The organism is Bradyrhizobium sp. AZCC 1577, assembly GCF_036924575.1.
Classification (GTDB): Bacteria; Pseudomonadota; Alphaproteobacteria; order Rhizobiales; family Xanthobacteraceae; genus Bradyrhizobium.
In genome coordinates, this window is the sequence record NZ_JAZHRQ010000001.1 from 4,168,105 (window position 1) to 4,181,008 (window position 12,904).

General features: G+C 63.1%; 16 protein-coding genes. 9 read left to right on the forward strand and 7 right to left on the reverse strand.

Annotated features, from left to right (window positions below):
- Positions 1-92 precede the first annotated feature (92 nt).
- From V1278_RS19605 to tsaA, 3 genes are all read left to right on the forward strand, one after another.
- Positions 93-836 (forward strand): AzlC family ABC transporter permease, encoded by a 744-nt coding sequence (locus tag V1278_RS19605; RefSeq protein WP_334381933.1) that lies wholly within the window; start codon positions 93-95, stop codon positions 834-836.
- Positions 833-1,177 carry an AzlD domain-containing protein gene (locus V1278_RS19610; RefSeq protein WP_057845843.1) on the forward strand — a complete coding sequence of 115 codons (345 nt, stop codon included), beginning with the start codon at positions 833-835 and terminating at the stop codon, positions 1,175-1,177. The genes V1278_RS19605 and V1278_RS19610 overlap by 4 nt, the downstream gene beginning before the upstream one ends.
- Before the next feature lie 82 nt (positions 1,178-1,259).
- Positions 1,260-1,751, forward strand: coding sequence for a tRNA (N6-threonylcarbamoyladenosine(37)-N6)-methyltransferase TrmO (gene tsaA, locus V1278_RS19615; protein WP_334381934.1), 492 nt, complete (start codon positions 1,260-1,262; stop codon positions 1,749-1,751).
- Positions 1,752-1,792: 41 nt separating this feature from the next.
- Here tsaA and V1278_RS19620 read toward each other — a convergent pair whose 3' ends face one another.
- The 4 genes from V1278_RS19620 to V1278_RS19635 all read right to left on the reverse strand — a co-directional run bounded on the left by V1278_RS19620 (position 1,793) and on the right by V1278_RS19635 (position 4,851).
- Entirely contained in the window at positions 1,793-2,215 is a 423-nt protein-coding gene (locus V1278_RS19620) for an HIT family protein (RefSeq protein ID WP_334363190.1), read from the reverse strand.
- Positions 2,216-2,268: 53 nt separating this feature from the next.
- Entirely contained in the window at positions 2,269-3,507 is a 1,239-nt protein-coding gene (locus V1278_RS19625; protein WP_334381935.1) for a GNAT family N-acetyltransferase, read from the reverse strand.
- A gap of 108 nt (positions 3,508-3,615) precedes the next feature.
- A complete protein-coding gene (locus V1278_RS19630; RefSeq protein ID WP_334381937.1) occupies positions 3,616-4,368 on the reverse strand; it encodes a glycerophosphodiester phosphodiesterase in 753 nt (250 codons plus the stop codon).
- Between the two features lie 15 nt (positions 4,369-4,383).
- On the reverse strand, positions 4,384-4,851 hold the full coding sequence (locus V1278_RS19635; protein WP_028345595.1) for a RidA family protein: 468 nt from the start codon (positions 4,849-4,851) through the stop codon (positions 4,384-4,386).
- Between the two features lie 254 nt (positions 4,852-5,105).
- Here V1278_RS19635 and V1278_RS19640 point away from each other — a divergent pair, with 254 nt between their 5' ends.
- The 5 genes from V1278_RS19640 (at position 5,106) to V1278_RS19660 (ending at position 9,997) form a co-directional block, all read left to right on the forward strand.
- Complete coding sequence (locus V1278_RS19640) at positions 5,106-5,972, forward strand: cell envelope integrity EipB family protein (RefSeq protein ID WP_334381940.1); 867 nt, start codon at positions 5,106-5,108, stop codon at positions 5,970-5,972.
- Positions 5,973-6,197: 225 nt separating this feature from the next.
- Positions 6,198-7,511: a pyruvate dehydrogenase (acetyl-transferring) E1 component subunit alpha gene (pdhA, locus tag V1278_RS19645; RefSeq protein WP_334381942.1), complete on the forward strand. Its 1,314-nt coding sequence runs from the start codon at positions 6,198-6,200 to the stop codon at positions 7,509-7,511.
- On the forward strand, positions 7,504-8,484 hold the full coding sequence (locus V1278_RS19650; protein ID WP_334363182.1) for an alpha-ketoacid dehydrogenase subunit beta: 981 nt from the start codon (positions 7,504-7,506) through the stop codon (positions 8,482-8,484). Before pdhA ends, V1278_RS19650 begins: the two co-directional genes overlap by 8 nt.
- Positions 8,485-8,503: 19 nt before the next feature.
- A complete protein-coding gene (locus V1278_RS19655) occupies positions 8,504-9,604 on the forward strand; it encodes a dihydrolipoamide acetyltransferase family protein (protein WP_334363181.1) in 1,101 nt (366 codons plus the stop codon).
- Positions 9,605-9,703: 99 nt separating this feature from the next.
- On the forward strand, positions 9,704-9,997 hold the full coding sequence (locus V1278_RS19660) for a GYD domain-containing protein (RefSeq protein WP_334381944.1): 294 nt from the start codon (positions 9,704-9,706) through the stop codon (positions 9,995-9,997).
- Positions 9,998-10,128: 131 nt separating this feature from the next.
- Here the strand turns inward: V1278_RS19660 and V1278_RS19665 are convergent, their stop codons facing one another.
- Positions 10,129-10,476, reverse strand: a complete 348-nt coding sequence (locus V1278_RS19665) for a hypothetical protein (protein ID WP_334381945.1) — start codon at positions 10,474-10,476, stop codon at positions 10,129-10,131.
- A gap of 296 nt (positions 10,477-10,772) precedes the next feature.
- Between V1278_RS19665 and V1278_RS19670 the strand changes: the two genes are divergently transcribed.
- Entirely contained in the window at positions 10,773-11,174 is a 402-nt protein-coding gene (locus V1278_RS19670) for a RidA family protein (RefSeq protein WP_334381946.1), read from the forward strand.
- Positions 11,175-11,206: 32 nt separating this feature from the next.
- Here the strand turns inward: V1278_RS19670 and V1278_RS19675 are convergent, their stop codons facing one another.
- Complete coding sequence (locus tag V1278_RS19675) at positions 11,207-12,532, reverse strand: DNA polymerase IV (RefSeq protein WP_442893755.1); 1,326 nt, start codon at positions 12,530-12,532, stop codon at positions 11,207-11,209.
- Positions 12,511-12,810 carry a DUF3572 domain-containing protein gene (locus tag V1278_RS19680; protein WP_334381949.1) on the reverse strand — a complete coding sequence of 100 codons (300 nt, stop codon included), beginning with the start codon at positions 12,808-12,810 and terminating at the stop codon, positions 12,511-12,513. Before V1278_RS19680 ends, V1278_RS19675 begins: the two co-directional genes overlap by 22 nt.
- Between the last annotated feature and the right edge of the window lie 94 nt (positions 12,811-12,904).

Genomic DNA, 12,904 nt, shown 5'->3' on the forward strand with positions numbered 1-12,904 from the left:
ACGCATAACAGCTCTGTAGCTAGGTTCCTTGACGCAAGGGGCTTTCGCCAGCCCTATGCCCCGCGACGACTCAAACCTCCATCCGGTCATCCGTGGCACTGCCTCCACTCGACTCTCCCCAATGGAAAAGCCCCTTTCGCGCCTTCGCATTGGGCGTGAGTTCGGTCGCATCCACCGTGCTGACGCTGGTGCTGTTTGCGACCTATCTCGGCATCGGCGCGCTGGCCCATGACAGCCATTTCAGCCTCGGCTGGGTGCTCGGCAGCACGCTGCTGGTATGGGCTGGTCCGGCGCAGATCATCCTGATTTCGACGCTCGGCTCCGGGGCGACCGCGGTGCAGGCGGCGATTGCGGTGACGGTGAGCGCGATCCGGCTGTTTCCGATGGTGGTATCGGTGCTGCCGCTGATGAAGACGTCCAAGACCAGGCGCCGTCACCTCGTGCTGGCGACGCATTTCATCGCCGTCACGCTTTGGGTCGAATGCTATCGGCTGCTGCCAAAAGTGCCGCGCGAGCGGCGGATTGCGTTCACGCATGGCCTCGGCTGCGGGCTGGTCACCGTCTGCATGATCGCGACTACGTTTGGCTATGCACTTGCTGCCAAGCTGCCGCCGCTGTTCGCTGCGGCGATCCTGCTGCTGACGCCGCTGGCGTTCCTGCTGTCGACGGCGCGCAACTGCAAGCAGATATCGGATGTGCTGGCGCTGGTGCTGGGGCTTTCGTTGTTTCCGTTGGTGTCGATGCTGCATACCGGCGTCGACATCCTGATCAGCGGCGTCACCGCCGGCAGCATTGCCTACGGCGTGCACTGGTGGCGGGAGAGGGCGCGCGCATGAGCGAGTTTTTCGGCAGCCCGCACGCGCTGTTGGTCCTCGTGCTTGCAGGTTTCCTGCCCAACGAGATCTGGCGGATGGCCGGGCTGTGGTTCGGCGCCGGCGTCGACGAGGGCTCGGAAGTCCTGGTGTGGGTGAGGGCGGTGGCGACCGCGATTCTCGCCGGCGTCATAGCGCAAATCCTGGTGCAGCCGCCGGGCGCGCTGGCCGGCGTGCCGGACTGGCTGCGCTATGGCGCGGTCGCCGCAGGCTTCGCGGTGTTCATGCTGACGCGACGCTCGATCTTTGCCGGCGTGGTCTCTGGCGAGATCATCCTTCTGGCCGGGAAATGGTGGCTCGGTTGATTGCATGGCCCACAATCCGGTACTGTCCCGCCCCGACAAGAAAGGTTGCACGCGATCGGTGCCCATCTCACTGGATTAGGCAATGGTTCAGGACACCAAACTCCGCGAGGGCGAAGTTACCGTCGACATGCCGCCGGCCCGCGATGCCGGGCTGGTCTTCATCGGCCGCATCCGGACGCCCTGGAAGTCGCGGCTGGACACACCGCGACAGGGCCGCCACGACGGCCCGGTTTGCCGGCTCGAGATTTTCGAGCCCTGGGTGCCCGCCATCAAGGGCGTCGACTTCTATGAAAATCTCGAAGTGATCTATTGGCTGCATCACTCGCGCCGCGATCTCGTGCTGCAGAGCCCGAAGAACAACCGGAAAACCCGCGGCACCTTCTCGCTGCGCTCGCCGGTGCGGCCCAATCCGATCGGCACCTCGATCGTGAAGTTCGTCGGCGTCGAAGGTAACACGATCCTAGTGCGCGGCCTCGACTGCCTCGACGAGACGCCGCTGCTCGACGTCAAGCCGGACCGCTGCGAGTTCTCGCCGCTGGCGGAGGCGAAGAGCGGGGATGTGGAGGGGGATTAGGCTTCTCCACGCGCTCGCAATGACGTCGTGGGGGTTGAAAGCTACCCCAGCGCCGCCATCAGCTTGGTCGCGTTGTCCTCCAGCACCTTCACATCTTCCTTGCGGCTCGCGGGCGGCAGCAGCGCCACGCCATCGTGGCGCGGCATGACGTGCATGTGCAAATGAAACACGACCTGGCCGCCGGCGGGCTCGTTGAATTGCTGCACGGTGATGCCGTCGGCCTTGAACGCCTTCATGGCGGCGGCGGCAATCTTGTGGACGGCGCGCGCGACGTGGGCGTAATCGTCTGGCGCGATGTCGAGGATGTTGCGGGCAGGGACTTTTGGGATCACCAGCGTGTGGCCCGGCGAACGCGGCATGATGTCCAGGAAGGCCAGCACATGGTCGTCCTCATAAACCTTGTGGCAGGGAAACTCGCCGCGCAGGATTTTTGCGAAGGGATTGTTGGCGTCGTAGGCGGGCATGGGCTTCTTCCCTCAAGGTTTGATCTCAAATCTCACGTCGGCAGCTCAACCGGTCAAGTCTCGTCGGCGGCCTTGCGGAACGGGCCGGCCTCGGTCAGTTCCCGTCCGACCTCGGCCACATAGGCGCGCTCGCGCTTCAGATAGTCGGCGATCGCGCGGCGTAAATCGGGATCGGCGATGAAATGCGCGGAATAGGTGATTTGCGGCAGGTAACCGCGGGCCAGCTTGTGCTCGCCCTGCGCGCCGGCCTCGACGACCTTGAGGCCGCGCTCGATCGCAAAATCGATCGCCTGATAGTAGCAGACCTCGAAATGCAGGAACGGGTGATGCTCGATGGCGCCCCAATTGCGGCCGAACAGCGTGTCCGATCCGATGAAATTGATGGCACCCGCAATCCAGCGGCCGTTTCGCTTGGCCATCACCAGGAGCACGTCGCGGCTCATGCTCTCGCCGATCAGCGAGAAGAATTTTCGCGTGAGATAGGGGCGGCCCCATTTGCGCGAGCCGGTCTCCATATAGAACGTGAAGAATGCGTCCCACGCGTCCTCGGTGATATCGGCTCCGGTCAAGCGGTGGATCGTGACGCCGGCGGCCACCGCTTCGCGTCGCTCGCGCTTGATCGCTTTGCGGTGACGCGAATTCAGCGAGTTCAGGAAATCGTCAAAACTACCATAGCCCTCGTTGTGCCAGTGAAACTGCTGGTCGTTCCGTTGCAGGAAGCCATGCTGACCCAATAACTTCGCTTCCGCCTCGCGGGCAAAGGTCACATGCACGGAGGAGGCGTGGGTCGCGTTGCACAGCGCCATTAGCCCGCGCGCCAGCGCTGAGCCGATCTGTTCGCGGTCGACGCCGTCGCGGATCAGAAGTCGGGGGCCGGTGGCCGGCGTGAACGGCACCGAGGCCTGCAGCTTGGGATAATAACGTCCGCCGGCGCGCTCATAAGCATCCGCCCAGCCGCGGTCGAAGACATATTCGCCTTGCGAATGGGCTTTCAGATAGCAGGGCACGACGCCGACGATCTCGCCGTTGAGCCGTGCCAGCAGATGCCGAGGACCCCAGCCCGTGCGGGCGCAGGCCGAGCCAGAAGCTTCCGCGGCTACAAAAAAGGCATGAGAAACGAAGGGGTTATAGGCCGGCTTTGCAGCGGCGCAGGAGCCGTTCCGCGGAGCCAGCGTGTCCAGGCTATCGAGGCCATTCGGGTCGCCCGCCGGATTTGCGCAGGCGTCCCAATCCGCAGCTTTGATGTCGCTGACGGAGGGGACGGCTTCGAGAGTGATTTCGGATGATGCCATCTAGAAATTCAAACCGGTCCCATCATGCGATCAGCCATCGCGCATGGCGACCAACGCCCTGCAAAGATCGTGCATCCGGCAGGCGAGTTCAAGGTGGCGCTGACAGCATCAGGTTCCCGGCAGGAAACCCTCGAAGATCATCTGGTCGGCGTAGCGTGCCGCCTGCGCACGCTGCTCCGGTGTGCGCACGGTCCAGGCTAACAACGGAAGGCCTAAGACGTTGCGGGCGATCCAGGGCGCGGCTGCGGGCAGCTCATTCACCCAATAGGCGACGAAATGCGGCCGGGTGCGAAAAGCGTGGCGCAGATGCGTCATGCCGCGGCGCTGTTCCGCCGACGCTTCCGGCCACTCCTCGGCGGTATAGTCGTGTTCGGCTACGATGCCGCGGGCGCGGCCAGGGATCAGTTCGCGCAACGCCACCACCTGATCCGGATCGAAGGACATCCCGACCGCCGGGCCGTCATAAGAGGCGAGCACCTTGGCCATCCGCTTCACCAGCCGGCGATCGCCGTCGAAATGGCTTTTCACCTCGATCACCAGCGGCACGCGGCCTCCGACCAGCGAACAGAGATCGCCGAGCGTCATCATCCGCTCCGGCGTATCCTTGAAATTGACGGCCTTGAGTTCGGCCGCGGTCATACCGAGCAACGCGCCCGAACCGTCGGTGAGGCGGCCGAGCGCATTGTCGTGATGGACCATCGCCTCGCCGTCGGACGAAAGCTGGATATCGCATTCAATGGCGAAATTGCCGTCGACGGCGGCCTGCGCGGCCGCCGGCATGTTTTCGACGATGCCGCGCGAAATATCATGCAGGCCGCGATGAGCGACCGGCCTTGCCGTCAGCCAGTCCGGCGCGCGCACGAGAGCCGCTCCACTTCAGGATACCTCGAAGATCGCGTCGACCTCGACGGCGGCATCCGAGGGGAGCGAAGCGACGCCGACCGTGGTGCGGGCGTGCCGGCCCTTGTCGCCAAATGCCGTGACCATCAGGTCGGAGGCGCCGTTGAGCACCTTGGGCCCGTCGAGAAAATCAGGCGCGGAATTGATGAAGCCGCCGAGCCTGACCACGCGCACGACCTTGTCGAGATCGCCGAGCGCCGCCTTGACCTGGGCCAGCAGATTGACGCCACAGCCCTGCGCTGCAGCGTATCCCTGTTCGATCGTGACGCCGGCCCCGAGCTTGCCCTTGGCGATCAGCTTGCCTTCGGCGTCGGCGCAGACCTGGCCCGAGACGAACAGCAGGTTTCCCGAGCGCACGAAGCCGACATAGTTCGCCATGGGGGTGCGCGGCTCGTTCACGACGATACCTTGTGCCGCCAGCTTCTGTTCGACCGTACCCGCCATGTTTGCATCCCCGCTTTGATGTGACCGTTCCTGACCTGCGGTCAGGCGCGCATTGTTTCGCGCATCGCGCTTTGTCTTGCAAGCGACGGCAGAGCTTCTGTCCAGCATGACGATCGCGGCGGATCGTGCCCGGAAAAGCCAAAAAACGGCGCGCCTCGGCCTCGAATTCTTGCGTTTTCATGGCACCGCCCTAGTTGCGGCGCAATGGACCCGTCACTAATGTAATCGAATCTCCCTCGAGGAAAAAATAGAACATGGCTAGCTCGTTCCCGATTCCGGTTCGTGCTCTGGTATTTTCGGCTGCCGCCACGTTGCTCTCAGGCTTCACAAGCGGTCCGGCGCTGGCTGGTGCCAGCGGGCCATTTCTCGCCCACCAGGCGCTGTATGAATTGAAGCTGGTCAAGTCGCGCGGATCCAATGCGATATCGGGTGCGCGCGGGCGCATTCTCTACAATTTTTCAGGCAGCGTCTGCGAGGGCTACACCTCCGAATTCCGCCAGGTGTCCGAACTCGACAGCGGCGAGGGCAGGCTGACGCTGAGCGATCTTCGCTCGCGTTCCTGGGAAGATGCCGCCGGCAAGAGCTATCGCTTCAAGATCGACACCCGCATGAACGATGCCGACTCCGCGCCGATCGACGGCGTGGCGGAACGGGTCGGCGACCGCATCACGGTCAAGCTGAAACAGCCGGTTGCCAAGACGTTCGAGCTCGACGGCAAGGTCGTGTTCCCGACCGAGCAGATCCAGCACATCATCGCCGCCGCGCGCGCGGGCAAGTCGGTGCTGGAGCTGATGGTCTATGACGGCTCGGATAATGGCGAGAAGGTCTACAACACGCTGTCGGTGATCGGGAAGCCGGTCCCGGGCACCCAAAGCATTGCATCGCCCGATCCGTCGACCGTGAACGACCAGATGAAGGCGCTGACCCGCTGGCCCGTGACCGTGAGCTATTACGACCGCGACGCCAAGGCGAAAGACGGCGAGCAGACGCCGGTTTACGCCATGTCGTTCGAGCTGTTTGAAAACGGCGTCTCCCGCGCGCTGGTACTCGATTACAACGATTTCGTGATTGCCGGCGCCATGGGCCGGTTCGACGTCAGGGATTCCAAACCTTGCAAGTGACGGCATCCTGAAAACGGTCGCGCCCGGAGATCGCGCGGGCGTCTCACAGTTTTTCTTGATGTCACCCGCGCATGAAATCGCCGGGCTTCAATCCGAGCGCCTGGACAGCCGGCGCCGGAAGCGGCCCCCAGGCCTCGACCCTTTCATTCGGGGCCATCATTGCTGCGATGATTGCCTCGGCCTTTGCCGGATCCCGTTCAGCCACATAGTAGACCGAGCGAACGGGTGCACCGCCTCCCAACGGTTCAGTTGTTACGAGGACAACCTGACCATTTGCCATGGCTTGATATACCACTGACGCGGTGTCGTTTCCACGGTGGTAAAGGCCGCCTCGCGAGCGCGGTGCAGCAATACAAGATGGGTGTGCCCATCTTGTATTGTTCCGGCCCAGCACCAATTACGAATTGTGGGATGCAGAATCGCTCCGGGAGCGAGGACGTGGCCAGCAAAAAATTGTCAGACGGAGGACTTCCCGTCATCGCGCGCTTTGAGGTGCGCCACCGCAATTACCTCGCGCCAGACGGCTCGATTAATCGGCCGCTCCCTGCATTCGCCTCCGATACCAACCTTCTCACTGCGCTCTATCGAGCGATGCTGCTGCTGCGCAACTTTGACCGAAAGGCTGTCGCATTGCAGCGCACCGGCCGGCTCGGGACGTACGCCGTTTCGCTTGGCCAGGAGGCGGTATCGGTTGGCGTAGCCAGTGCGATGCGCGAAGAGGACGTGCTGTTGCCCTCCTATCGCGACAATGGCGCGCTGATCTGGCGTGGCGTTAAGCTGGAGGAGATCCTGCTGTTCTGGGGAGGGGACGAGCGGGGCAATTGCTTCTCCGGACCGGTCGAGGATTTCCCGTTTTGCGTTCCCGTGGGATCGCAGGCGCCGCATGCCGCCGGCGTTGCCTATGCCTTCAAGCTTCGCAAGCAGCCGCGTGTCGCCGTATGCATGTTCGGCGATGGCGCCACTTCGAAGGGTGATGTCTACGAGGCGATGAATTTTGCCGGCGTGCACAAATTGCCTGTCGTGTTCGTCGCCACCAACAATCAATGGGCTATTTCCGTCCCGTTACGACTACAGACCGGTTGCGAAACGCTGGCGCAGAAAGCCGTCGCCGCCGGCTTTATAGGCGAGCAAGTGGACGGCAGCGATGTTGTGGCGATGCGCGCCGCGGCCGAAGACGCCATTGCCGCCGCCCGTGAGGGCCGGGGCCCGCGCTTCATCGAGGCGGTCACCTACCGGCTCGGCGATCATACGACCTCCGATGACGCGTTACGCTATCGTTCGGCTGACGAAGTCCAGGCCCGTTGGAAAGAAGAGCCGATTGCGCGCCTCAGGAACTATCTCGTGAGCCAAAAAATGTGGAGCAAGGCGGAGGAAGAACAGCTCGCCGCAGAGTGCCATGAGCGCGTCGAGGCGGCGGTTGAGTGCTATCTGGCAACGGAGCCACGCCGACCCGAAACCATGTTCGATCATCTCTATGCCGAGCTGCCCGAGACGTACGCCGCGCAGCGCCGCCAACTTGCGGGAGAGGGCGATGCCTGAGGTGACGTTGGTCGAGGCTGTCAATCTGGCGCTCGCCCGCGCGATGGAGGATGACCCTGATGTCGTCGTGCTTGGCGAAGATGTCGGCATCAATGGCGGCGTCTTCCGCGCAACCGTCGGCCTGCAAACGCGCTTCGGCCCGGAGCGGGTCCTCGATACGCCACTTGCCGAACTCCTGATCAGCGGGCTCTGCGTCGGCATGGCGGCGCAGGGGATGAAGCCCGTCGGCGAGATCCAGTTTATGGGGTTTCTGTATCCCTGCATTGATCAACTGGTGAACCACGCCTCCCGATTCCGCAACCGCACCCAGGGGCGGCTCACCTGCCCAATGGTTCTGCGGACGCCGCATGGCGCCGGCATTCGCGCGCCGGAACACCATTCCGAAAGCACCGAGGCGATGCTCGCCCATATCCCCGGCCTGCGCGTTGTCATTCCTTCGTCGCCCGAGCGCGCCTACGGACTGCTGCTCGCCGCGATCCGCGATCCCGATCCGGTGGTATTTCTGGAGCCGACCCGCATCTACCGCGCGGCGAAAGGCGAGGTGGAAGATAACGGTGAGGCTTTGCCGCTGGATGTCGCCTTTGTCCTGCGGGAAGGCCGCGACGTCACGCTGATAAGCTGGGGTGCGATGCTGAAGGAAACCATGGCGGCGGCCGACACGCTGGCTGCTGACGGCATCGCCGCCGAGGTCATCGATCTCGCCACGCTCAAGCCCTACGATGAAATCACGGTGCTCGGTTCGATCGCAAAAACAGGGCGGTGTGTCATCGTGCACGAGGCGACACGCACCGGCGGATTCGGAGCCGAGATCGCGGCGCTGATCGCCGAGCGCGCTCTGACCTCTCTGCTCGCACCCGTGGCCCGCGTCACCGGCTACGACACGGTCATTCCGATGGCGCGGCTCGAGCAACACATGATGCCGTCGGTTGATCGTATCGTCACGGCCGCGCGCAAGGCGTGCCAGTTCAGCTGATTGCCAGCGGGTTTGTCCCATGCGCCAGTTCGTATTGCCGGATCTGGGAGAGGGCCTCGAAGAGGCAGAGATCGTGAACTGGTATGTCAACGAAGGCGATCACGTCGTTACCGATCAGCCACTGGTTTCGGTCGAGACCGACAAAGCCGTCGTCGAGGTGCCGTCACCCTCGAGCGGACGCATCCTGCACCTGTTTGGCGCCAAGGGAGATGTGGTGAAGGTAGGCGCACCGCTTGTCGAGTTTGCCGAAGGCCCCGAGCAAGACACCGGCACCATTGTCGGCGAACTTGGCGCAGGCGAGCCGCCGCCGGCGGCAGCGGCACCTTCCGGGCCAGCGGCTGGACAGAAAGCCCAGGTGTATCCGGCAGTGCGCGCGCTCGCCCGCAAGCTCGATGTCGACCTCGATCTGATCGAAGCCACAGGACCCGGCGGCACCATCACGCGTGCGGATGTGGAACGGGCTGCCAAGGGCTTGTCCCATACCGGACCTGCCGAACCGTTGCGCGGTTTGCGGCGCGCGATGGCTCAGCGCATGACAGCGGCTCATGCCGAGATCGTTCCTGCCAGCGTCACCGACGAGGCCGATATCGATGATTGGCGAACCGGCGAGGACGTGACAATCCGACTGGTGCGCGCGATCGCTGTCGCCTGCAAGACGGAGCCTTCGCTCAATGCCTGGTACAATTCCAACGCCGGTGAACGGCGTCTGATCGACCGTATCGATCTCGGCATCGCCGTCGATACCGGGGGTGGTCTTATCGTTCCCGTGTTGCGCAATGTCGCCGAGCGGGACATATCGGACCTGCGAGCCGGCCTTGACCGGATGCGGGCGGACGCGGTCGCGCGCTCGATACCTCCGGGAGAGTTGCGCGGAGCGACGATTACGCTGTCGAATTTCGGAATGATCGGAGGCCGCTTCGCCGGCCTGATCGTCGTACCGCCACAAGTGGCGATCATAGGCGCCGGCCGGATTACCCAAGGGGTGGTCGCCTATCGAGGCCAGCCGGCGGTGAGGCGCGTCCTGCCGTTGTCGCTCACCTTCGACCATCGCGTCGTGACAGGCGGCGAAGCCGCTCGCTTCCTGGTAGCGCTCAAAGCGGACCTTGAGCAGTTTTCGTGAGACAGCCGTGCGCAGGGCATCCACGAGCGCTGATCTATGGATGGCCGCGAACAGTCGACCAGGAGGTTCGGTTAGGCCCGACAATTAGGGAGAGCCAGGATGGTAACTTACGTTATGCTTGCCAACTTCACCGATCAGGGAGTCCGGAGCGCAAAGGACTCGCCGAAACGGGCAGAGGCTTTCAAGAAAATGGCCGAGACCTTCGGAATTACGGTAAAGGAACTATTCTGGACGCAGGGACGCTTCGACATTGTGACGATCCTCGATGCGCCGGATGAATTTTCCGCCATGACGCTTAGCTTGAGCCTCGGCGCCTTGGGAAATGTTCGCACCGAGACGTTGCGAGCCTTCTCGGTGGAGGACATGACCGAGGTCGTCGGCAAGATGCTCTGACAGCCGCTGCGCAAGTCGACCGTCTCTGAAGCCGAGCGCTGGCTTTGCCGTCATGCCATGAGGATAGGCCTGTTGTGCGTCGGAAAGACGCCGCGCGGGTGACGATGGCGAGGCTCTCATCACAATCTGCGTCAGCGACTTGGCGACTTCTGCTCGACTTCCTGAGCAGGGGGCTGCTCCGAAAGCGCCGCTTGGCGGTCATCCTCCTCAGGTTCGAACTGTTCCTTGAAGATCGCTCGCAGCAACCGCCAGAGTTCACGGTGGCCCGCGGTTTGACCGCCTTGCGACAGATACTCCGCGATATCCATTACGTCCGTTCGATAGTCCGCCGCCCCGCGAATACGCGGATCCATGTAGGTCCACTCATGTTCGACGTACAAGCGCTTGGTGTCAGTGTCGAAGACTAGGTTCCAAAGATCCAGTTCGGTGGTTTCCGGGCCTTTGACCTGCCGATGTAACTCCCGCTTTAAAAAGGCCATGTTCCGCTCCTTCCGCGTAGGGTTTCGTGGACGCATCCCGACCTACGGGCCCCTACAAGTTGGAGACTCATTAGAAATCTGATCATTCCTTGCCGGTTCAAGACCGCATAGTTGAGTATCTTCCTTGGGGGGTGGGAAAATTCGGCGTCAGGGATTCCAAGCCCTGCAATTAAGGGGGCTCGTCCTTGGGGCAGGCCCTGGGACGCGTGCTGCGCATCCTGCGACAACGAGTCTGGTCGAGAGCGCTGGACCCGGATACGCTTCGGCCGAACCATGCACGTCAGGGAGGCGCAAACATGAGCAAGCTCGAAAAACTTCGGCCAAGCGGCCTTCACCACAATCCGGCTTACTCCCACGTCGTCGCCGCCTCGGGCGCGCGCACGATCTACATCGCGGGACAGGTCTCCACCGACGAGGAGGGGCGGGTGGTCGGCGAGGGTGACATAGCCGCGCAGACCACGCAGGTGATGCAGAATATCGGCCTGGCGCTGAAAGCGGCCGGTGCGAGTTACGCTGACATCGTGAAGATCACGACCTTCGTCGTCGGCTACAAGCCTGAGCTCCGTCCGATCATCGGCAAAGCGCGCTCGGTTTTCTTTGAGGGCATGGAGCCGCCGGCGAGCACACTCGTCGGTGTAACGGCGCTCGCGGCCCCGGAATGGTTGATCGAGATTGAGGCAGTGGCCGTCGTCGATTGACGTCTCTGCGTGTACCTGAGGGTGAGAGCGGTCTACTCCTCCTCATCCTCTTCCTTCGCCGGCCCCTGATACGCAATGCCGCGGATCACCGCGGCATTGCCGAACTTTTTCCTTAAGTCATCCATCGCGCGCTCGGCGTGGGCGGAGCGGCGGTCGAGCATGTCGATATCATCGGCCCGCGACCCCTCGCGCAGCGCGCTGACGCCCGTGCCCATCAGGCGGAAGGCGGTGCCGTCGATCTCCCTGGCCAGCATTTCGCGCGACACCGCAAAGATCTTCGCGGCGAGCTGGGTCGGCGCTTGAATCGATTGCGAGCGGGTGCGCTGCCTGAAATCGGCGGTCTTCAGCTTCAGCGTGATGGTGAGGCCTGCAAGGTTGCCGTTCTTCAGCCGGGACGACACCTTTTCCGACAGCCGCCACAACAGCCGTTCCAGCGTGGCGAAATCGCGGATGTCGTTTTCGAACGTGGTTTCGCTCGATATCGTCTTGGCGCCGCGGTCGGGGACCACGCTGCGGTCGTCGATGCCGCGCGCCAGCCGCCACAGCCGACGGCCTTCGCCGCCGAACTGCTTCATCAGCTCGATCTCGTCGGCGCGCTGCAGGTCCGCGATGATGCGAAACCCCCGCTGCAGCAGCTTTTCCTGGGTCGCGGGACCGACGCCGTAGATGAAGCCGACCGGCTTCTCGGCGAGCATCTCGCGGGCCTCAATCTGGTCGAGGGCGGCAAAGCCGCGCGGCTTGTCGAGATCGGAGGCGATCTTGGCCAAAAACTTGTTGCAGGACAGGCCGACGGAAACCGTGATGCCGATGTCGCGCTCGACCTCGCGGGCGAAGCGCGCCAGCACTTTTGCGGGGATCATGCCGTGAACACGCTGTGTGCCGGAAAGATCGAGAAACGCCTCGTCGATCGAGAGCGGTTCCACCAGCGGCGTCAGCGTCTGCATGGCATGCCGCACCTCGCGGCCGACGCGGACATATTTGGCCATGTTTGGCGGGATCACGGCTGCCTGGGGGCAGAGCGCCAGCGCTTTAAACATCGGCATCGCCGAGCGCACGCCGTAGGTCCGCGAGACATAACAGGCAGCCGACACCACGCCGCGCTTGCCGCCGCCGATGATCACGGGCTTGTCGGCAAGTTCCGGATTGTCGCGCTTCTCCACCGTGGCGTAGAACGCATCGCAATCGATATGCGCCAGCGTCAGCAAGGGCAGGGCGTGGTGGCGGACCAGGCGCGGGGAACCGCATTCATTGCATCGCCTTGCCTTGATATCGAGGTCGCCGAGGCAATCCCGGCAGAACGCGCGCGGACCATCCAAGAAGGTTGGCGCCTGCGCGCTCACGGCACGTCGCGCTCCCAATGCGGATCGCCGAACACCTGGCGGGCGGCGGCGATATTAGTCGGGTGCAGTTGCGAGGCGCTCGCAAATGCCTTCACCGTTGCGTCGTCCCGCATCACAAAATCCAGCACCGAGGCCAGAAATTGCGGGTCGGCCGCAGCGGTGCGCAGTGTCTCCGGACCGATGCCGGTTTCAGCCAGGAACAAGCCTAGCCTCTCAGGATCGCCGGCAATAAAACTCAGCGCCTGAACCGCAACGATTTCAGCCACTTCGCGGGGGTTGTGAACAGGCTTTTTCAATAGATCGTTTGCCTTTCCGTTAACTTATGGTCTCTAATTTGGGAACCATCATGCCCGAGTCTGCGAAGTGTGTTCAACAATCGAAACCGCTTCG

Bases quoted from the DNA above. Each gene is read 5' to 3' on its own strand.
- V1278_RS19610 (WP_057845843.1), top strand. From the start codon at position 833: ATGAGCGAGTTTTTCGGCAGCCCGCACGCGCTGTTGGTCCTCGTGCTT.
- tsaA (WP_334381934.1), top strand. From the start codon at position 1,260: ATGGTTCAGGACACCAAACTCCGCGAGGGCGAAGTTACCGTCGACATG.
- V1278_RS19620 (WP_334363190.1), bottom strand. From the start codon at position 2,215: ATGCCCGCCTACGACGCCAACAATCCCTTCGCAAAAATCCTGCGCGGC.
- V1278_RS19625 (WP_334381935.1), bottom strand. From the start codon at position 3,507: ATGGCATCATCCGAAATCACTCTCGAAGCCGTCCCCTCCGTCAGCGAC.
- V1278_RS19635 (WP_028345595.1), bottom strand. From the start codon at position 4,851: ATGGCGGGTACGGTCGAACAGAAGCTGGCGGCACAAGGTATCGTCGTG.
- V1278_RS19640 (WP_334381940.1), top strand. From the start codon at position 5,106: ATGGCTAGCTCGTTCCCGATTCCGGTTCGTGCTCTGGTATTTTCGGCT.
- V1278_RS19650 (WP_334363182.1), top strand. From the start codon at position 7,504: ATGCCTGAGGTGACGTTGGTCGAGGCTGTCAATCTGGCGCTCGCCCGC.
- V1278_RS19655 (WP_334363181.1), top strand. From the start codon at position 8,504: ATGCGCCAGTTCGTATTGCCGGATCTGGGAGAGGGCCTCGAAGAGGCA.
- V1278_RS19660 (WP_334381944.1), top strand. From the start codon at position 9,704: ATGGTAACTTACGTTATGCTTGCCAACTTCACCGATCAGGGAGTCCGG.
- V1278_RS19665 (WP_334381945.1), bottom strand. From the start codon at position 10,476: ATGGCCTTTTTAAAGCGGGAGTTACATCGGCAGGTCAAAGGCCCGGAA.
- V1278_RS19670 (WP_334381946.1), top strand. From the start codon at position 10,773: ATGAGCAAGCTCGAAAAACTTCGGCCAAGCGGCCTTCACCACAATCCG.